The organism is Janthinobacterium sp. NFX145 (genome assembly GCF_049810325.1).
GTDB lineage: Bacteria > Pseudomonadota > Gammaproteobacteria > Burkholderiales > Burkholderiaceae_D > Janthinobacterium > Janthinobacterium rivuli.
Genome location: NZ_CP187360.1, coordinates 2,060,556 through 2,077,828 on the forward strand (window position 1 = coordinate 2,060,556; position 17,273 = coordinate 2,077,828).

General features: G+C 62.1%; 19 protein-coding genes. 9 read left to right on the forward strand and 10 right to left on the reverse strand.

The window, feature by feature from the left end:
• Nucleotides 1-133 precede the first annotated feature (133 nt).
• The 3 genes from ACPJXG_RS09195 to ACPJXG_RS09205 all read left to right on the forward strand — a co-directional run bounded on the left by ACPJXG_RS09195 (nucleotide 134) and on the right by ACPJXG_RS09205 (nucleotide 3,784).
• A complete protein-coding gene (locus tag ACPJXG_RS09195) occupies nucleotides 134-1,717 on the forward strand; it encodes a methyl-accepting chemotaxis protein (protein ID WP_425254030.1) in 1,584 nt (527 codons plus the stop codon).
• 87 nt (nucleotides 1,718-1,804) lie between these two features.
• Complete coding sequence (locus ACPJXG_RS09200; RefSeq protein ID WP_176389525.1) at nucleotides 1,805-2,674, forward strand: ThiF family adenylyltransferase; 870 nt, start codon at nucleotides 1,805-1,807, stop codon at nucleotides 2,672-2,674.
• On the forward strand, nucleotides 2,675-3,784 hold the full coding sequence (locus tag ACPJXG_RS09205; RefSeq protein ID WP_425254031.1) for a nitroreductase family protein: 1,110 nt from the start codon (nucleotides 2,675-2,677) through the stop codon (nucleotides 3,782-3,784).
• 14 nt (nucleotides 3,785-3,798) lie between these two features.
• Here ACPJXG_RS09205 and ACPJXG_RS09210 read toward each other — a convergent pair whose 3' ends face one another.
• The 3 genes from ACPJXG_RS09210 to ACPJXG_RS09220 all read right to left on the reverse strand — a co-directional run bounded on the left by ACPJXG_RS09210 (nucleotide 3,799) and on the right by ACPJXG_RS09220 (nucleotide 7,306).
• Nucleotides 3,799-4,797: an EDSAP-1 family PEP-CTERM protein gene (locus tag ACPJXG_RS09210; protein ID WP_425254032.1), complete on the reverse strand. Its 999-nt coding sequence runs from the start codon at nucleotides 4,795-4,797 to the stop codon at nucleotides 3,799-3,801.
• A 107-nt stretch (nucleotides 4,798-4,904) separates the two neighbouring features.
• On the reverse strand, nucleotides 4,905-5,885 hold the full coding sequence (locus ACPJXG_RS09215) for an EDSAP-1 family PEP-CTERM protein (protein ID WP_425254033.1): 981 nt from the start codon (nucleotides 5,883-5,885) through the stop codon (nucleotides 4,905-4,907).
• A gap of 188 nt (nucleotides 5,886-6,073) precedes the next feature.
• A complete protein-coding gene (locus ACPJXG_RS09220) occupies nucleotides 6,074-7,306 on the reverse strand; it encodes a glycosyltransferase (protein ID WP_051959585.1) in 1,233 nt (410 codons plus the stop codon).
• 138 nt (nucleotides 7,307-7,444) lie between these two features.
• Here ACPJXG_RS09220 and ACPJXG_RS09225 point away from each other — a divergent pair, with 138 nt between their 5' ends.
• From ACPJXG_RS09225 to ACPJXG_RS09240, 4 genes are all read left to right on the forward strand, one after another.
• Complete coding sequence (locus ACPJXG_RS09225; protein ID WP_176389529.1) at nucleotides 7,445-7,618, forward strand: hypothetical protein; 174 nt, start codon at nucleotides 7,445-7,447, stop codon at nucleotides 7,616-7,618.
• 239 nt (nucleotides 7,619-7,857) lie between these two features.
• Nucleotides 7,858-7,995: a hypothetical protein gene (locus ACPJXG_RS09230; protein WP_219307004.1), complete on the forward strand. Its 138-nt coding sequence runs from the start codon at nucleotides 7,858-7,860 to the stop codon at nucleotides 7,993-7,995.
• A 129-nt stretch (nucleotides 7,996-8,124) separates the two neighbouring features.
• The gene (locus tag ACPJXG_RS09235) at nucleotides 8,125-8,493 is read left to right on the forward strand and encodes a hypothetical protein (protein ID WP_035820282.1); all 369 of its coding nucleotides are present in this window, start codon (nucleotides 8,125-8,127) and stop codon (nucleotides 8,491-8,493) included.
• An 83-nt stretch (nucleotides 8,494-8,576) separates the two neighbouring features.
• Nucleotides 8,577-9,035, forward strand: a complete 459-nt coding sequence (locus ACPJXG_RS09240; protein WP_034750191.1) for an acyl-CoA thioesterase — start codon at nucleotides 8,577-8,579, stop codon at nucleotides 9,033-9,035.
• Nucleotides 9,036-9,092: 57 nt separating this feature from the next.
• Here the strand turns inward: ACPJXG_RS09240 and ACPJXG_RS09245 are convergent, their stop codons facing one another.
• From ACPJXG_RS09245 to ACPJXG_RS09270, 6 genes are all read right to left on the reverse strand, one after another.
• Nucleotides 9,093-10,304 carry an ISL3 family transposase gene (locus tag ACPJXG_RS09245; RefSeq protein WP_425254727.1) on the reverse strand — a complete coding sequence of 404 codons (1,212 nt, stop codon included), beginning with the start codon at nucleotides 10,302-10,304 and terminating at the stop codon, nucleotides 9,093-9,095.
• 168 nt (nucleotides 10,305-10,472) lie between these two features.
• On the reverse strand, nucleotides 10,473-11,879 hold the full coding sequence (locus tag ACPJXG_RS09250) for a DEAD/DEAH box helicase (protein WP_035820280.1): 1,407 nt from the start codon (nucleotides 11,877-11,879) through the stop codon (nucleotides 10,473-10,475).
• A gap of 380 nt (nucleotides 11,880-12,259) precedes the next feature.
• Nucleotides 12,260-12,781 (reverse strand): helix-turn-helix transcriptional regulator, encoded by a 522-nt coding sequence (locus ACPJXG_RS09255; RefSeq protein ID WP_099400476.1) that lies wholly within the window; start codon nucleotides 12,779-12,781, stop codon nucleotides 12,260-12,262.
• Nucleotides 12,782-12,786: 5 nt separating this feature from the next.
• Nucleotides 12,787-13,065: a hypothetical protein gene (locus ACPJXG_RS09260; protein ID WP_425254034.1), complete on the reverse strand. Its 279-nt coding sequence runs from the start codon at nucleotides 13,063-13,065 to the stop codon at nucleotides 12,787-12,789.
• 72 nt (nucleotides 13,066-13,137) lie between these two features.
• Complete coding sequence (gene fabI / locus ACPJXG_RS09265) at nucleotides 13,138-13,926, reverse strand: enoyl-ACP reductase FabI (protein ID WP_176389533.1); 789 nt, start codon at nucleotides 13,924-13,926, stop codon at nucleotides 13,138-13,140.
• 100 nt (nucleotides 13,927-14,026) lie between these two features.
• A complete protein-coding gene (locus ACPJXG_RS09270; RefSeq protein ID WP_034779271.1) occupies nucleotides 14,027-15,439 on the reverse strand; it encodes a transglycosylase SLT domain-containing protein in 1,413 nt (470 codons plus the stop codon).
• Nucleotides 15,440-15,777: 338 nt separating this feature from the next.
• Between ACPJXG_RS09270 and ACPJXG_RS09275 the strand changes: the two genes are divergently transcribed.
• Together ACPJXG_RS09275 and ACPJXG_RS09280 are read left to right on the forward strand one after the other, a co-directional pair.
• Complete coding sequence (locus ACPJXG_RS09275; protein ID WP_035820273.1) at nucleotides 15,778-16,350, forward strand: DUF1415 domain-containing protein; 573 nt, start codon at nucleotides 15,778-15,780, stop codon at nucleotides 16,348-16,350.
• The gene (locus ACPJXG_RS09280) at nucleotides 16,350-16,544 is read left to right on the forward strand and encodes a DUF1289 domain-containing protein (protein ID WP_425254035.1); all 195 of its coding nucleotides are present in this window, start codon (nucleotides 16,350-16,352) and stop codon (nucleotides 16,542-16,544) included. Before ACPJXG_RS09275 ends, ACPJXG_RS09280 begins: the two co-directional genes overlap by 1 nt.
• A 106-nt stretch (nucleotides 16,545-16,650) precedes the next feature.
• On the opposite strand, the gene ACPJXG_RS09285 is transcribed toward ACPJXG_RS09280, so the two are convergent.
• The gene (locus ACPJXG_RS09285; protein WP_425254036.1) at nucleotides 16,651-17,157 is read right to left on the reverse strand and encodes a DUF1993 domain-containing protein; all 507 of its coding nucleotides are present in this window, start codon (nucleotides 17,155-17,157) and stop codon (nucleotides 16,651-16,653) included.
• Nucleotides 17,158-17,273 lie beyond the last annotated feature (116 nt).

The window sequence follows — 17,273 nt, forward strand, 5'->3', positions numbered from 1 at the left end:
GACTTCAGCAAGACATATGCGGGCGGTGCCTGCCGGGCATCAGCCTGGTAGCGCCGCCCGCTTTGCTTTTCTGAAAAGATTTCCACATGGAAATTGTTTATAATTCCACATTTTATTCTTTACCCAGGCTCCCATGACTCTCCGTTCGCGCATTCTCCTCTTGTGTTTCAGCACCTTGCTGGGCATCGTCCTCATCGCTTCATTCTCCTTGTATTCGCTGCGCCAGACCATGATGGCGGAAAGGGTCGAGCAATTGACGGTGCTGGTGGAACTGGCCAATGCCTCGGTGGAAAAGGCATATGCGCTGGAACAGTCGGGCAAGCTCACGCGTGAGCAGGCCCAGCAGCAGGCCAAGCTGGCCATCGGCAGCTTCGTCAAGGACGAGATGTATTATTTCGTGCGCGATTTCAGCACCGACTTGCTGTATGTGCACCCGAATCCCGCGCGCATCGGCACGCCGCAAAAGAACATGAAGCAGTCGGGCGACCGCTACCGCTTGGCCCTGGCCAACAGCCGCATCGGCCTGGTGCAGGCGGATGGCTCGCGTCCCGGTGTGAAGGACCCGGTGGCAAAGATGTATGCCGTGGTGAAATTTGCGCCGTGGGACTGGCTCATCGGCACGGGCACGTATATCGATGACATCAACCACAAGTTCTGGGCCCAGGCGGGCGTGCTGCTGGCCATCGGCGGCGCGCTGATGGTGGTGGTGGGCGCCCTGGCGGCCCTGATGCTGCGCCGTATCCTGGGCCAGCTCGGCGGCGAACCCGACTATGCGGCAGACATCGTGGCGCAAATCGCCCAGGGCGACCTGACCACGCACATCGATACGCGTCCCGGCGACACGTCCAGTCTGTTGATGGCGATCAAGGCCATGCGCGACAACCTGGCCCATCTGGTGAGCCAGGTGCGCACCGATGCGGAATCCATTTCCACGGCGTCGGGCGAGATCGCTTCGGGCAACCACGACCTGTCGGCGCGCACGGAACAGCAGGCGGGATCGCTGGAAGAAACAGCCTCGACCATGGAAGAAATGACCTCGACCGTGCGCCAGAATGCGGACAATGCGCGCCAGGCCAACCAGCTGGCCATTTCTGCTTCGCAAGTGGCGACGCAGGCGGGCGGCGTGGTGAGCCAGGTGGTCGACACCATGGGCGCCATCAATGCCTCGTCGAAGAAGATCGGCGACATCATCGCCGTCATCGACGGCATCGCCTTCCAGACGAATATCCTGGCCCTGAATGCGGCCGTGGAAGCGGCGCGGGCGGGCGAGCAGGGCCGTGGTTTCGCCGTTGTCGCCAGCGAAGTGCGCAATCTGGCGCAGCGTTCGGCCGCGGCCGCCAAAGAAATCAAGCAGTTGATCGACAGTTCCGCCGAGCAAGTGGGCGCCGGTGAAAAACTGGTGGCGCTGGCGGGCGAGACGATGGAAAAAGTCGTCTCCAGCGTGCAGCACGTGACCGATATCGTGGCCGAGATTTCCTCTGCCAGCGCCGAGCAGAGCGCCGGCATCGAGCAGATCAACCAGGCCATCGTCGAGATGGACAACATGACGCAGCAAAACTCCGCCCTGGTCGAGCAGGCCTCGGCGGCGGCGCAGGCGATGAACGAGCAGGCGGCGGGTCTGGCGCAGATCGTCAGCGTGTTCAAGGTGGGCGCGGTGGCGCCGGCAGCGGCAACGCTACAGCGCGGCGTGCCTGCGGCGCGGCGCCTGACGCGCTAAGCGCTTTTTTCTGTCATACGGGGAACTTATCCCCGGCTCACCTGTCCAAACTTTTTCGTCCGCAAGGGATGCACAGAAGAGGTGAGCATGACAGACGGTTTTTCGTATCACGCGGCGTTCGCCCGCAACCTGGGCTGGGTCACGCAGGCGGAGCAAAATAGCTTGCGCGGCAAGCGCGTGGCCATCGCCGGCATGGGCGGCGTGGGCGGCGTGCACTTGCTGACCCTGGCGCGGCTCGGCATCGGCGCCTTCCACATCGCCGATTTCGACACCTTCGATATCGCCAACTTCAACCGCCAGGCCGGCGCCATGGTGTCCACCCTGGGCCAGCCCAAGGTGGCCGTGCTGGCGCAGATGGCGCGTGACATCAATCCTGAACTTGAGATTAAACAATTTCCCGACGGCATACACGACAGCAACCTGGCCGAGTTCTTCGCCGGTGTCGACCTGTATGTGGATGGCCTGGATTTTTTCGCCTTCCCCGCGCGCCAGGCCACTTTCGCCACGTGCGCCCGCCTGGGCATCCCCGCCATCACGGCCGCGCCGCTGGGCATGGGCACGGCCGTGCTCAGCTTCATGCCGGGCGGCATGACGTTCGAAGAGTATTTCGGCTGGGGCGACTTGCCCGAGGAAGAAAAAGCCCTGCGCTTTCTCGTCGGCCTGGCGCCGGCCGGCTTGCACGCTCCCTACCTGGTCGACCCGTCGGCCATTAATCTGAAAGAGCGGCGCGGGCCGTCGACCATCATGGGCTGCCAGTTGTGCGCGGGCGCGGCCGCCACGGAAGCCTTGAAGATATTGTTAAAGCGGGGCAAGGTGATGGCGGCGCCGCACGGCATGCATTTCGACGCCTATCGCAACAAGCTCGTGCATACCTGGCGTCCCGGCGGCAACCGTCATCCGCTGCAGCGCCTGACGATGGCCATCATCAAGCGGCGCCGCGCGGCGCAGGGGGCATAAATGGCGCAAGCACCGCAGATCGCGCAGATCGATTCTGTGCTGGAAAACATCCTCGACCAGGCGCGCTGGGCTCCCAGCGGCGACAACACGCAGCCGTGGCGCTTTGAAGTCGCGGGCCCGCGCCACGTGGTCGTGCATGGCTTCGATACGCGCAGCCACTGCGTGTACGACCTCGACGGCCATCCCAGCCAGTTGTCGCTCGGTGCCTTGCTCGAAAGCATGGCGCTGGCGGCCAGTAGCCACGGCTTGCGCATGGAAGCGCGCCGGCGCCTGTCGATGCCCGACACCTTGCCCACCTTCGATGTGCGTCTGCTCGACAGCCCCGGCATGCCGCCCGATCCGCTGGCGGCCTTCTTGCCGCAGCGCAGCGTGCAGCGGCGCCGGCTCAGCACGCGCCGCTTGCGCGCCAGCGAAAAGGCGGCGCTGGCGGCCAGTTTGCCGCCCGGCTACGGCGTGCAGTGGTTTGAAGGCGGACGCGCGCGCCTGGCCTGTGCGCGCCTGATGTTCGACAATGCGAAGCTGCGCCTGACCATGCCCGAGGCGCACAAGGTACACCGCGACGTGATCGAATGGGGGGCGCGCTACAGCGCCGACCGCATCCCGGAGCAGGCGCTCGGCGTCGATCCGATGACGGCGCGCCTGATGCGCTGGGTCATGCACAGCTGGCGCCGCGTGGATTTTTTCAATACCTGGCTGGCGGGCACCGTCGCGCCGCGCCTGCAGATGGATTTGCTGCCGGGCCTGTATTGCGGCGCGCATTTCGTGTTGCTGGCCGAGGCGCCGCCGCGCCATATCGACGATTACGTGGCGGCCGGCCGCGCCATGCAGCGTTTCTGGCTGACGGCCACGCAGCTGGGCCTGCAGTTGCAGCCGGAACTGACGCCGCTGATCTTTGCCCGCTATGTGCGCGAACGGCGCACTTTTTCACGCACCGATGGCATGCAGGAAATGGCGCAGGAGCTGGCCGTGCAATGCCAGGCCGTGCTGGGGGCGGCGGCGTTTGACCGGGCCGTGTTTCTCGGACGCATAGGCGCGGGGCCGGCCGCCAGTGCGCGCTCGCTGCGCCGTCCGCTGCAGGACTTGCTGGTGGCGCCCACGGCGGGGCAGTGAGGCGCGCGCCAGCATCAGCGTCTGCGTCGGCGCCGTGGCGCGAGGCAAGCCAGCGCTGCCAGGCCAGCCGCCAATAGCGGCAAGGTGCCGGGCAGCGCCACTGGCGTGACGCCTGGCACGTAGGCCAGTTCGGAACTGTTCAGCATGTTCAACACGAGGGTGTAGTTGCCCGCCGCCAGGTTATCCGTGACGGCGCCGTACTGCCCGCCGCAGGTCGTGCCGACGCCGGTGCCGGTGGGCGCGCCGCAGCCGCTGGGGTCGTAGGTAAACATGCTGCCGCTGGTGAGCGGCGTTTGCGCGTAGCCCGTATTGAGGTTGGCGGCATCGGCCAGTTCGGTGCCGCCCAGGATGCCGGTGCCGAGGTTGCCATCGGGTGCCCAGTTGAAGACGATCTGGCCATTTTCATCGATGATGGTAAATGTCAGCGCCATGTTGGTGGTGGCCGCCGAGCCCGTGCCGGCCAGCGCGTCCAGGTACAGCTGCATGAAGGGCAGGGCCTGGAAGTCGAAGGCCAGGGTTGCGCCAGGCTGGCCGACGACGAAATTGACCGTCATCGCGGTGCTGGAGCCATTGCGTCCCGAGGCGTCGGCGCTGCCGCCGCCCGTCAGAAAGGTTTCCGCCGCATTCACCGTATGCGTGCTGGTCGAGCCCGGTGGGAAAGGGGGAATTTGCGAAGTGACGATCTGCGCCTCGCCGCGCGCATACGAGGCGTTGCCCATGCCTTGCCGGGTAAAGTCGTTTTCTCCCTTGGTAACGGCGCCGCGCTTCGCTTGCAGCGCGTCGATCTCGTTGCTGCCGCCATTGATGATGCTGCTGCCGTTGAGCGTGGCGGTGGTGCGCGACAGGTCGATATTGCTGAGCAAGCTGGTGGAACCGGTGGGATTGCTGATGACCAGGCCAAAGACACTGGTGTACGAATAGCCGTAGGCGGCGGCACTGGCAGTGCCGCTGCTGGCCAGCAGCAGAAAAGCTAACAGGACTGTTGGCAGCCGGGTGCAAGAAAATATAGTCATGAAAATCCTCATCTCCTGATCGGCCGCGTTGTAAGGAAAACCGACAGGTTTGCCACATAAAAAAGGCGAGGAAACTCCCTCGCCTGTGAATCCCCCTGTTGCCTGATTCAGGCGGCAACCTTGCGGCGGCGGGCATAGCCCAGGCCAGCCAGACCCAGGCCCAGCAAGGCCAGGGTGCCCGGTTCCGGTGTCGCTTGCTGTTTCACCAGATCCACGCTTTCCACCGCATTCAGGGTCAGCGTGTAATTGCCGGCCGTCAAGGCATTGCTGACGGAGCTGAAATTGCTGCCGCACACCGTGCCGACACCGGTGCCCGTGGGCGTGCCGCAGCCGGAAGGGTCGTAGGTGAACAGGTTGCCGCGCGTGAGGAAATTGGTCGCCAGGCTGGTGTTCAGGTTGGCGCCATCGGCGTTTTCCGTGCCGCCGAAGATGGAACCGAGCACGCCATCGGGAGCCCAGTTGAACACCGTCAGGCCAGTCGCGTCCGTGATGGTGAAAGTGACGACAATATTGGCCGTCGCCGTGGACAGCTGGCCGACAGTGCTTTGCAGGAAGACTTGCATGAAGGGCGAGGCCAGGAAGTCAAAGCTCAAGGTTGCCGTGGGTGAACCGACGACGAAATCGACGGAAAAGCCCGTGGTCGAGCCGTTGCGTCCGGAGGCATCGGCCGTGCCAGCTGGGCCGTCGAGGTGGGCTTCGGCCACGTTGACGACCTGCGTGGAAGTGGAGCCGGCGGGGAACGAGGGGAATTGCGTGCTGACGATCTGTGCATCGCCACGCGAGTAGTTGCCCAGAGGGCCCTGTTGCGTGAAATCGTTCTGGCCCTTGGTGACGGCGCCGACGTTGGCGCGCGGCGCATCGAGCGAACCGGAGCCACCCTGGATGACGCTGACGCCGTTCAACGTCGCCGTGCTGCGCGAGATGGTGGTGCTGTTGGCCACCGTGATCTGGCCCGTTGGCACGGCGATCACGAGGCCGAAGATGTTGTTGTAGGAATAGCCGTAGGCGCCCGCCTGTGCGCTACCGGCGGCGCACAGCATGGCCAGTGCCGCTGCGGCCGGGAGCAGTTTCAGTTTCGAGAGTTTCATTGTATTCACCTCGTGGTTGAGTGAGTCTGGAAGTCTTGCTTGAGTCCTGTCGGCAGGTGCTCATGGCCAGATCTAAGCGACTTCCATGCCAACGCATGAGGTTCTTTTGAAATCAAGGACTTGGCGTGCTTTTGTTGACGTACTGCAGGTGTTGCCGGACGCTCTGTAAGAAAAACCGACGCCGCCCGTCAAGGCAGGCCGCCTGGTGGCAAAGAGCCCAGCAGGGCGTGCATATGGGGCAGCAAGCGTTGCCCTGGCACATAGTCGCGCATGGCCGTGGCCAGCTGGCGCGCCGCCAACCTGGCTCGGCCATCGTCGAGCATGCGCGTGGCGGCATGGCGCAGGGCGGTTTCCTGGAAGCGGTCGGCGCGCAGCAGCAGGCCGGCGCCGGCCCCGGCGATGCCGTGCATGTTGAGGAATTGATCGAGGTTGCTGGCGATGCCGATGACGGGCACGCCCGCCGTCAGCGCCTGCTGGCTGGTGGGGCTGCCGCCGTTGCAGATCACCAGGCTGGCGCGCCGGGCGGCCGCGTCGCCGGGCAGAAAGGGCGCGACATAGGCATTCGGCGGCACGGCGTCGACGCGGATGGTGCCGGCCGTGGCCGCCAGTACGGTGACGGGCAGGGGCGCCAGCGCGCGCAGCACGCGTGGCAGCAATTGCCCCTGGCCGGAGCTGCCCAGGGTGACATAGATGATGGGCCGTCCGCTGCTCAGTTCCGGGCGCTGCCACCAGTCGGGCAAATCAAGCGGCGGCGCCCAGATGACGGCGCCCAGGTAGTCGTGCGTGGCCGGCATGGCTTGCGGCGGAAACAGTTGCGGAATATCCGCGTACAAGGTGCGGTCGGCATCCGTATAGATGCGCCGCAAGTCGCTGCCCAAGGATGGCAGGCCATGGCGGCGGCGCACGCGGTTCAGGGGCACGGCGTGCGAGGCGAAGGCCAGCGGGCGGATCAGGCGGAACAGGGGATCGGCCAGCCAGATGGGCAGCATGCCTGTCAGAGGCAGGCTGGGCACCGTGTAGTGCTGGCGCACCCAGGGACTCCAGTAGGCATTGCTGACGGTAATGTAGGGAATGCGCTGCAGGCGCGCGCTGACCGACAGCGACAGGCGGAAGTCGCCGATCACGAGATCGGGCTGGACGGCATTGAGCAGGCGCAAGTCGTCTTCCACATACGCGTGCAGCGTACTTTCCGTATAGACGGGCTTGCCGTGCGCCAGCGCCTGCAGAAATTGCAGCGATGAAATACTGTCGATGCGCCAGCGCCGGAAGGGCGCTTGCTTGAAGCAAAAGTCATAGCCGTCGGCACAGGCAAAATGCACCTCGTACTTGTCCTCGTCCAGGCCCTGGGCCAGGCTCAGGGGACGGCCGACGTGGGCCAGGGTCACTGCCTCGGCCATAAAGAGGATTTTCTTGCGCGCCATGGAAATCGCTTGCACTCGTAGCTGGAGGGGATGCTTGTCAAGTTGGAGTGGCGCCACGCCGTTTAGTTCCCTGCAGCGTGCTACTGGCGGGCGCCAGGATTTGGCCGCATCGGCTACAGTGGGGCAAAGGAGGCCACCATGCAGCCACAATTCCATCTTGACCCGTTGCGTGCGCACAGCACGCCCGAACCCGATATGCCGCCACCGCCAGAGGGCGACCCGCTCACGCCGCCGCCGGAACAGCCGCCCCACATCGATCCCGTGCCGGTCGAGGAGCCGACGCCGCCGCCGCCGCCCGTGAAAATGCATTGAGTGGTTTTCGGACCGTTGCACCGCGCCATGGCCTGCGGAGGGGGACGCGCGCCGCGTTTATTTCCTATCGGAAATGGACTGCGGGGCGGCCGCCGGCGCCACGCCATTTAAACAACAAAAACGTCAATAAATGTTGCCGACTGGATAAAAATCAAGCTCTAACTGTCGAGTGTCATGCGGCCGTCACGATTCTGTTCTTATAATGAGACATCATAAAAATTCTTGTACAGGAGACCATCGTGGGCAATTCCTTGCATAACAAAATCTACCTGGGCCGGCGGCCTGTGATGACCAGCAAAAACCTTTTGGCACTGGCGCTGGCGGGCGCCGTGGCGGGTTGCGGTCTGGCATGGTTATTGCTGCGCAGCTATAAATAAGGGCTGTCCAGCCCGTCTTTCAGCCATCCGTTCGCCGCGCGGACGGAGACTGATTCACGTTGCCTGTTGCCGATGCGCAGCGGGGCGCGTACCATGGGGGCCGAACACCTGGCCTTTTATGGAAAAGTAATGAAGAACGAGAAATTAACAACCGATGAATATGACGCGCTGGAGCAAGTTGCACGCGGCATCAAGACCGAGCGCCCCAGTGCTTGCGTGGCCCGCAATGCCAAGCGCCTGTCCGGCCTGAAGCTGCTCAGCTATGCACGCGATGGCCGTCTGTCCATCACCGAGAAAGCACAACAACTGCTGTTCCTGCGCCGCTGCATCATGGGGCTGCGCGCTGTCGCCACCGATCCGCTGACCAAGCTGGAGTCGGACGTGGCGTATTTCCTGGGCAAGAAAGCCCACATCGTGGCGCGCGCCGAAGGCGAAGGCCACGACATTTCCGACAAGGGCCGCGAATCGCTGGCCGACATCGACACCCTGGGTCTGTAAGGCTCACAACCGGCCCTCGTGGCCGGTTTTCACATCTTCCCTCACTTTTAATTTCCCCTTTGGAGAACACTTTGGACAGCGCGATGAACTGGTCGGCCCACGAACTGACGATGACGGTCCTGATGACGCCTGATATGGCCAATTTTTCCGGTAACGTGCACGGTGGCACCATCCTGAAATACCTCGACAGCGTCGCCTATGCCTGCGCCAGCCGCTATTCGGGCAGCTATGTGGTGACCTTGTCCGTGGACCAGGTGATGTTCCTGCAGCCTATCCACGTGGGCGAGCTGGTGACGTTCCTCGCGTCGATCAATTACACGGGCACGACATCGATGGAAGTGGGTATCCGCGTGGTGACGGAAAACATCCAGCAGCGCCTGGTGCGTCATGCCAACAGCTGCTATTTCACGATGGTGGCCGTGGACGCCAACCGCAAGCCCGTGGCCGTGCCGCCACTGGTGCTGGAGACGCCGGAGCAGCACGCGCGCTTCGAGCAGGCCAAGCTGCGCAAGCTGTCGCGCCAGAAAGTGTCGAAAAAATAAATGCGGCGGACATGAAAAAACGGCCACCAGAGTGATCTGGTGGCCGTTTTTTATGGTTCATCGCGTTTTACCGGGGAAGGCATCCTTGATTTTGAGGAAAAAATATGCAGAGTCCCGGAATCCGTAGGCCATCCGTTTGATGACTTTGATGCGGTTGTTGACGCCTTCAAGAATGGACGAATTCATCGGATAGATGGCGGAGGCGATGATGCCCCGGACGTATTTGCGTAAGCGCTTGGCGAATTTAATCACGGGGGCGATCTCGCTCTCGAGGGCGAGGCGCATCCAGCGTTTCCATCGACGCGCACCCTCGCGAACGGATGGCGCGAACCAGATTTCTTTGAGTTCGGTTTTGAGCAAATAGACCGTCGACAGAGGGGCGTTGGCCGCGAGCAGTTCGTCAAGTTTGATAGCACGGTCGTCTTCAAGGTTGTCGCGATTGCGCAGCAGGAGCCAACGGCTACGCTTGATGACCTGGCGCGCTTTGGAATCGTCGCGCAGCGCGTTTGCCTGGTCGACACGCACCCGGTCGACGACTTCACGGCCAAAGCGCGCAACGACATGGAAAAGATCGTAGACGACTTCGGCGTTGGGGCATTGCGCCCGCACTTCGAGATCCATCGCCGTGTTCATATCCATCGCCACAGCCTCGATTCGGGCGCAGCCTTCTGCGCCCAACGCCTCGAAAAACGGACGGATGGCGACCCGGCTATTGCCTTCGCCAACCCAGAGCACACGCATGCGCTGGGCATCGAGAACGACCGTGGCATAACGATGGCCTTTGTGCAAAGCGAATTCATCCATGACGAGGCGCCGCACGTCGCCAGCGGCGAACTGGCCGTGCAGGTGTGCTAAGCGCTGTAGGTCAATGGCCTTGATGGTGTGCCAGTGCAGGCCTGTCAGCTGGGACACGTGCTTGATCGGGATAAGCTGTGCCAGCGCCTCCACCCAGACCCGGACGCGGTGAGTCACCCGCGAGCGCCGGTCCAGCCAGGAGATATGCTCCGTCATCCGGGCATCGCAGTGATGGCAGTCCAGGCGCCGGATTGGCACCTTCAACCAAACCCGTCGATCCAAAATATCCCGATCCCGGATGCGCCGCCAGCGCTGCTCATGAACTAGAGCACAAGGCTGCCGGCAGCTACCGCAAAGCGCGTCGGTAGTGGGGCAGGCGTTGAGAACGATCAGCAGCGATTCGTCGTCCTGTTCGACGACGGAATCGACAATATGCCCTTCCCAAAATGGAAGAGACGACATAGCATTGAGCATGGCGGCGAGAGTGGTAAGGTAATTGGTTTGTTTGGCGACAATCAATTTACCAATTCAAAACCCTTGCCGCCACCCCCTCCCAGCAAAAAACGTCAAGCCCGTCTTTCCCCATCAACCGCGATGAACCTTTTTTATTGCCTGCCGCCTGCTGGCGGCATGGCGCCGTGATTAACGGTCGCCGTAGCTGCGGCGTGCGCCGTCGGTGCTGCGCGGGTTGGAACCCTTGTAGCCGCCGCCGGTGCTCGGTGCGCCGTCTTTGCGTGGTGCGCCTGGCTTGCTGAACGTGCGTTGGCCTGGCTTCGCGCCGCCACGGTTGTCGCCTGGTTTCCAGCCGCCTGGACGGGCGCTCGAACGTGGTGCCGACGCCGTTTTCTTAGGCTCGAAACCTTCGATGACATTGACAGGGATCAATTGCTTGGTGAAGCGTTCGATGCGCTTGACGTTCATGCCTTCAGCGTGGTTCACCAGCGAGATGGCCAGGCCATTGCGGCCAGCGCGGCCGGTACGGCCGATGCGGTGGACGTAGTCTTCCGGGAACTTCGGCAGGTCGTAGTTGAACACGTGGGTGATCGTTGGCACGTCGATACCGCGGGCGGCAACGTCGGTGGCAACCAGCACTTTGACCTGGCCGCGGCGCATGCCGTCCAGGGTGCGGTTACGCGCGCCCTGATGCATGTCGCCGTGCAAGGCGGCAGCCGAGAAACCGGCGATGTTCAGACGGTCGGCGATGGTGTCGGCGTCACGCTTGGTGGCGGTAAACACAACAGCCTGGTCCAGCGATTCGTCGCGCAGCAGGTGGTCCAGCAGGCGATTCTTGTGCGACAGGTCGTCGACGAAGTGCACGCGCTGGGTGATGTTTTCATGCTTGTTGCTCGAGCTAGCCACTTGAATGACCAGCGGGTTCTTCGTGATGCGGCGGGCCATGTTGCCAACGACGCCGTCCAGGGTTGCCGAGAACAGCATGGTTTGACGGCCTTCTGGCGTCGCTTCCACGATTTTTTCGATGTCGTCGATGAAACCCATGTCCAGCATGCGGTCGGCTTCGTCCAGCACCAGGATTTCCAGTTGCGAGAAGTCGATCTTGCCCGAATCCATGTGGTCGATCAGACGGCCAGGGGTCGCGACCAGAATCTCGGGATTCTTGGCCAGCAATTGCATCTGTTTAGGGTAAGGCATGCCGCCCAGGATCGACACAGCCTTGATGCGGCGGATGCCGGTGCTGTACTTGTCGGTATTGGTGGTCACTTGCAGGGCCAGTTCGCGCGTTGGCGTCAGCACCAGCATTTTTGGCTGGGCAGCCTTGAAACGTGGACGCTCGCCGCGGGCGCGCGATGCTTGCATTTCCTGGTTCGGCGTCTTGCCGGCGGCGCTTTGTTCGGCGCTGGCCAGTTTGTGCAGCGATGGCAGCATGAAAGCTGCCGTCTTGCCCGAACCGGTCTGCGACGAGACCAGCAGGTCACGGCCTTCGATCGCGGCTGGAATCGCTTGCGACTGTACCGCGGTTGGCGCGGTGTAGCCCGATTCGGTCAGAGCGGCGATGATGGACGGATGCAGGCCTAAGGATTCAAATGTCATTCTTTTCTTTCGTAAAAATCAGCGTTCTTGCAAAAAGCAGAACGCAAAATAGCAACGCCAACCAAAACGAAATGACTCAACTAAAAAGAAATTTCGGCACAAAAGCTTTGCGCCGGGACGGTGTCAGGTGCGACACACAAGGCGGGAGGGCTTTATAAGCGGCATCCTGTGGATGCGCTAAGGCTTGCGAAGCTGCTAAGTTTGTAGTGCTGGACTGCGGTGTTGTCTTCGCTTCAAGGAAACATATTGCAGCGCACAACGACACTATACCGTATTTGATGCCGTTTTGCACGGTCTAAATGGGAAGAAACGACAGTCCTACCACGTTTTGATGATGTTTCCTATGTGAAATCAGTAGGAATACGTAGATTTTGCGCGTTTTAATTGAGCATGGCCACGATGTCGGCGGGCAGCGGTGGCGCCTGTCGCGTTTCTCTGGCCAGGTTGATTTGCCGGGTGACCTGTGCCAGTTCGACCAGGCTGCGTTCCAGTTGATACGTCCCCTTGGCATGCAGCCACGCCAGCACGTCGGCCAGGTGCCAGATGGTGGCGCTGCCCTCATGCACGGGCACGGGGAAACTGTGGCGGTATTTGCTCATCAGTTTATGCAGGTTTTGCCGGGACAGGCCGAGTACCTGCGCCACATCGCTCAAACCCACGAGGTCGGGCGATGCCTCGACCAGCACGGCATCGGGCACGATGGCCTTGACGTCGGCCAGGGCGCTGAGCAGTGCTTCCCTGGCATTGCTGGCCTCGCGCGTGAATTCCAGCGCCAGGCGTCCTGCTTGCCCGATGCCGACCAGGGCGTCGTCGCAACCGCCGCTGCCGAGGCGCTCGGCCAGCGCGTCGAGATCGGTTTCGTGGTCGGGTAGGCGGTACTTGAGAGTAAAGATGTAATCCATAATTGTTACCCCCTGGGTTTGCGTTGCATGCAGTCGTGGATCAGTTTATTGAAGGTGCAATTGTCGACCACTCGCCGGATCCCCCGCGCGTGGTTGCCGGGATTCCTTGGCGTGCTCCAGATGCAGGCGATGCAGAATTCACCGCAGCGGCAGCCGTCGTCATTGTAGGGGCAATAGACCTTGCCCCAGGCATGGCTGCCGCCGACTTCCACGCGCCATCCCTGGCTTTCCGCGTGGCGCAGCGCCGCTTCGATTTCTTTCTTCGGGTGCGAGGAGCGCGCCATGTGATGCCTCCAATGTATGTCAACTTCTTTGGGTTGTCAAGTGACAACCGAAAAATATCGACCATCACCGCATCACTCTACTTCGGGATTGACGGCCATCACTTGCGAAAAGCCGCCATCGACGTAGGTAATCTCGCCCGTGATGCCGGAGGCCAGGTCGGACAGCAAGAAGGCGGCCGTGTTGCCCACCTCTTCGATGGTGACGTTGCGCCGCAGCGGGGCGTGTTCGGCCACAAAGCCCAGGAGTTTGCTGAAATCCTTGATGCCGGAAGCGGCCAGGGTCTTGATGGGGCCGGCGGAAATGCCGTTGGCGCGGATGCCGCGCGGACCCAGCGATTCGGCCAGGTAGCGCACGGACGCTTCCAGCGATGCCTTGGCCAGCCCCATGGTGTTGTAGTAGGGCACGGCGCGCACGGCGCCCAGGTAGGTCAGGGTCAGAACCGAGGCGCCCGGATGCAGCAGCGGCAAGGCGGCCTTGGCCATGGCGGGAAAACTGTAGGCGGAAATGTCGTGCGCGATGCGGAAGCTGTCGCGCGACAGACCGTCGAGGAAGTCGCCGGCGATCGCTTCGCGCGGCGCGAAGCCGATGGCGTGCACCAGGCCGTCCAATTGATCCCAGTGGCGCGCCAGGTCGCTGAAGACGGCGTTGATCTGTTCATCGCTGGACACGTCGCAGTCAAACACCAGTTCGCTGCCGAATTCGGCCGCGAATTCCGTGATGCGCTCCTTGAAGCGCTCGCCCACATACGTGAAGGCGAGGGTGGCGCCTTCGCGGTGGCAAGCCTTGGCGATGCCATAGGCGATGGAGCGGTTCGACAGCAAGCCCGTGATGAGGATTTTTTTGCCTTGCAAGAAAGCCATGACGACTCCTGTCTGGGTGGTGGACGGGTAAGGCGGATGTGCAACCGGCCGCGACAGCAAAGCTGTGGCGGCCGGTGCGGTGCGTCAATAACTCAGGCGATCAGTGACGCGCTTTGGCCCGGCTATTGCCGCCGCCACGCTGGATGCGCGGTTTCACCAGGGAAATTGGCGCGGCTTGCACCTTGCCACCCTTGGCGGCGCGGCGCAGTGCCTTGGCGGCCCGTTCCGGACGGTCCGCTTCCAGCAGCATGGTGGCGCTGTCGGCGATTTCCTGGGTGATGTCCTTGTTCATCGTGGCCGAGGTTTTCGGCACGAGGATGGTGGAGCCGGCGCGCAGGCTGGTGCGCTGGGGAATGTTATTGGCCTGGCGCAGCACGTCGGCCGTGGTGCCGAATTTCGACGCCAGGGTTTCGATGCGTTCACGCGCATTGGTGATCTTGTGCGTCGTCCAGCTCGACAAGGCATGGCCCCATTGCGCCAGGTTGGTGGTGAACTTGGCGGCGTTTTCCTGTGGCAACAGAATCTTGGTCTTTTCGCCGCCGATGATGACGGGGCGGTTAAATTGCGGATTCAAGGCCTTGAATTCATCCATCGACAGTTCGGCCAGCTGGGCGGCAACGGTGATGTCGATGTCGCTGGTCTTGTCGATGGCCGTGAAATACGGCTGGTTGTCGACCACGGGCAGGGTCAGGCCGAACTGGGCTGGATTGGCGATGATGTTTTTCACCGCTTGCAGTTTCGGCACGTAGTTGCGCGTTTCGGCCGGCATCAGGTCGGCCAGGCTTTCGAAGTCGGTCGGCTTGCCCAGCGCCTGGTTTTTCTTGATGGCGCGCTGCACCGAGCCTTCGCCCCAGTTGTAGGCGGCCAGAGCCAGCTGCCAGTCGCCAAACATGTCATACAGGCGCTGCAGGTACGTCAATGCCGCATCCGTCGAGGCCAGCACACCGCGGCGCTCGTCCTTGAACATGTTTTGCTTGAGGTTGAAATCGCGCCCGGTGGCGGGCACGAATTGCCACATGCCGGCTGCATTGGCGCTCGAGAATGCTTGCGGGTTGAAGGCGGACTCGATGAACGGCAGCAGGGCCAGTTCCGTCGGCATGCCGCGCTTTTCCAGTTCCTGCACCACGTGGAAGATGTAGCGCGAGGCGCGCGCCGTGGTGCGGGCGATGTAGTCGGGGCGGGTGGCGTACCAGTTGACGTGGTTCGCCACCAGCTGGTTGTTGATGTCGGGAATCGCATAGCCGCTGCGGATGCGGCCCCAGACGTCGGCTTCGCGCAGCGGATCGGAATTGTCGCTGAGGTTTTTCAGCAGACGGTCGGTCTTTTGCAGGCGGTTGTCGAGGGTGGGGAGTTTCGCCGTGACCTGGGCGGTCATCGGGATCAGGGCGGGTGCGGCGGCGGCGACTGGCGCGTTATCGCTCTCAACACCGGCTTCGTACGCCTGGCTGAGGGCGGGCGCAAGCGCCAGGGCCAACGCCGCCAGGACGGTAGATTTAAAGGAGTTTTCGTGCATAGTGTTCCATTGTTGTCGTCGGAGAAACATCGGACAGACCCATGATTCAGCAGCGAGTGTACGTATATCCACATGCCGGAGTCAAGAATTATGTCAGCATGATGACAGGAAATAAGCGGCAATAAGTCGGAAACGGCTGAGTTTCCATTCGCAAATGCTGTCATTATTGCAAATTTAATTTGCCCAATGCGTGATTCGGCCGCTGTTATAGCATACATGGCGAGAAGGCTGGCGCAAGCCTGGATGGCGCCCGGCATGAGGCAGCGCAAAAGTGCGTACAATTTGGCTTTGGCCGGCCATTCAGCCGCCGGTCGCCATATTGATAGAGAGTCAAGTATATGAACACCCCGCCGCGCCACGACGACGACAACGCCGTCATCATCGCCAATACCGTTGCCTGGCTGGAAAAGGCCGTGATCGGCCTGAACCTGTGCCCGTTCGCCAAGGCCGTGCACGTCAAGAAGCAGATCCGCTATGTGGTGTGCGAATCGAGCAATCCCGAAGATCTGCTGGCGATGCTGATGGACGAGCTGCAAACCCTGGCCGACACGGATCCCGAGCAAATCGACACGACCCTGCTGATCCATCCGTACACCCTGAACGATTTCCTCGACTACAACGAGTTTCTCGACGTGGCCGACGCGGCCGTGGAAGACATGCACCTGGCCGGCGAGCTGCAAGTGGCCAGTTTCCATCCGAACTACCAGTTTGCCGAGACGTTCGAGGACGACATCAGCAACTACACCAACCGTTCGCCGTACCCGACCTTGCACCTGCTGCGCGAAGACAGCATCGAGCGCGCCGTCGAGGCCTTCCCGGAGGCGTCGGAAATTTTCGACAAGAATATCGCCACCCTGGAAGCGCTGGGCAACGAAGGCTGGGAAAAGCTCGGCTTGCCGAAGGTGTCCTGATGGGTGACAAGGAATTGCCGCCGCGTCCCGATACGCCCTGCGTGGCAGTGTGCTCGACGACTTTCGATGAAATCTGCCGTGGCTGTGGCCGCAGCGTCGTGGAAGTGGCCCACTGGGTGTCGATGACGGATGAGGAGAAGGAAGTGGTGTGGGTGAGGATATTGGCGCAGGGGTATCCGCGCCGGAATGCTTAGCCCACCCAAGGGCAACTGCTGGGGTCAGACCCGACGGGGGAATGCTTCCCAATGGGAAGCATTCCGATTCCGAAGGAACTGACCCCGGTACTGTTGACGCTAGCGATTAATAGCTGCCGATAAAATCTTTCTTGCCCACTTCGATACCGTTGTGGCGCAGGATGTCGTACGCCGTCGTCGCGTGGAAGAAGAAGTGCGGCAGTGCGTAGTGGAACAGATAGGTCTGGCCCGTGAAGTGCTTGGTCTTTTCGCCGCTGCCGGTGGTGATGGCGCGCGTTTCGCTGCCGTCGATGTCCGCTTGCGGCAGGCTTTCCAGGAAGGCGACGGTTTTCACGATGCGCGCTTTCAGTTCCGCAAAGCTCTGTTCGCTATCTTCATACGGTGGCACGGCCACGCCGGCCAGGCGCGCGCCGCAGCCCTTGGCGAAGTCGGTGGCGATCTGGATCTGGCGCACGAACGGCAGCATGTCCGGGAATAAACGGAATTGCAGCAGGGCGTTCGGGTCGATTTTCTTGTCTTGCGCGTGCGTTTCCGCCTTGTCCAGGATGGCGGCCAGGCTGCCCAGGATCTGTTTGAAGACGGGGATCGAAGCGGAGTAGATGGAGAAGGTCATGGTGGTTCCTCTAGGTAAAGTGGCGCGATGATAGCAAGCCGTGCGTTTTTCTGCTGGCGCCGGTCGGGCGCGCCGGCCCGCGTGTGGTTTTTCCACCCTGTTTATATGACACGAGG

What these genes read in the sequence shown, in the direction of transcription:
- ACPJXG_RS09280 (WP_425254035.1), top strand. Translation starts at nt 16,350, where the DNA reads ATGGGTGACAAGGAATTGCCGCCGCGTCCCGATACGCCCTGCGTGGCA.
- ACPJXG_RS09250 (WP_035820280.1), bottom strand. Translation starts at nt 11,879, where the DNA reads ATGACATTTGAATCCTTAGGCCTGCATCCGTCCATCATCGCCGCTCTG.
- ACPJXG_RS09195 (WP_425254030.1), top strand. Translation starts at nt 134, where the DNA reads ATGACTCTCCGTTCGCGCATTCTCCTCTTGTGTTTCAGCACCTTGCTG.
- ACPJXG_RS09275 (WP_035820273.1), top strand. Translation starts at nt 15,778, where the DNA reads ATGAACACCCCGCCGCGCCACGACGACGACAACGCCGTCATCATCGCC.
- ACPJXG_RS09260 (WP_425254034.1), bottom strand. Translation starts at nt 13,065, where the DNA reads ATGGCGCGCTCCTCGCACCCGAAGAAAGAAATCGAAGCGGCGCTGCGC.
- ACPJXG_RS09255 (WP_099400476.1), bottom strand. Translation starts at nt 12,781, where the DNA reads ATGGATTACATCTTTACTCTCAAGTACCGCCTACCCGACCACGAAACC.
- ACPJXG_RS09220 (WP_051959585.1), bottom strand. Translation starts at nt 7,306, where the DNA reads ATGGCGCGCAAGAAAATCCTCTTTATGGCCGAGGCAGTGACCCTGGCC.
- fabI (WP_176389533.1), bottom strand. Translation starts at nt 13,926, where the DNA reads ATGGCTTTCTTGCAAGGCAAAAAAATCCTCATCACGGGCTTGCTGTCG.
- ACPJXG_RS09210 (WP_425254032.1), bottom strand. Translation starts at nt 4,797, where the DNA reads ATGACTATATTTTCTTGCACCCGGCTGCCAACAGTCCTGTTAGCTTTT.
- ACPJXG_RS09205 (WP_425254031.1), top strand. Translation starts at nt 2,675, where the DNA reads ATGGCGCAAGCACCGCAGATCGCGCAGATCGATTCTGTGCTGGAAAAC.
- ACPJXG_RS09200 (WP_176389525.1), top strand. Translation starts at nt 1,805, where the DNA reads ATGACAGACGGTTTTTCGTATCACGCGGCGTTCGCCCGCAACCTGGGC.
- ACPJXG_RS09285 (WP_425254036.1), bottom strand. Translation starts at nt 17,157, where the DNA reads ATGACCTTCTCCATCTACTCCGCTTCGATCCCCGTCTTCAAACAGATC.
- ACPJXG_RS09215 (WP_425254033.1), bottom strand. Translation starts at nt 5,885, where the DNA reads ATGAAACTCTCGAAACTGAAACTGCTCCCGGCCGCAGCGGCACTGGCC.
- ACPJXG_RS09225 (WP_176389529.1), top strand. Translation starts at nt 7,445, where the DNA reads ATGCAGCCACAATTCCATCTTGACCCGTTGCGTGCGCACAGCACGCCC.
- ACPJXG_RS09240 (WP_034750191.1), top strand. Translation starts at nt 8,577, where the DNA reads ATGAACTGGTCGGCCCACGAACTGACGATGACGGTCCTGATGACGCCT.
- ACPJXG_RS09235 (WP_035820282.1), top strand. Translation starts at nt 8,125, where the DNA reads ATGAAGAACGAGAAATTAACAACCGATGAATATGACGCGCTGGAGCAA.
- ACPJXG_RS09245 (WP_425254727.1), bottom strand. Translation starts at nt 10,304, where the DNA reads ATGCTCAATGCTATGTCGTCTCTTCCATTTTGGGAAGGGCATATTGTC.
- ACPJXG_RS09270 (WP_034779271.1), bottom strand. Translation starts at nt 15,439, where the DNA reads ATGCACGAAAACTCCTTTAAATCTACCGTCCTGGCGGCGTTGGCCCTG.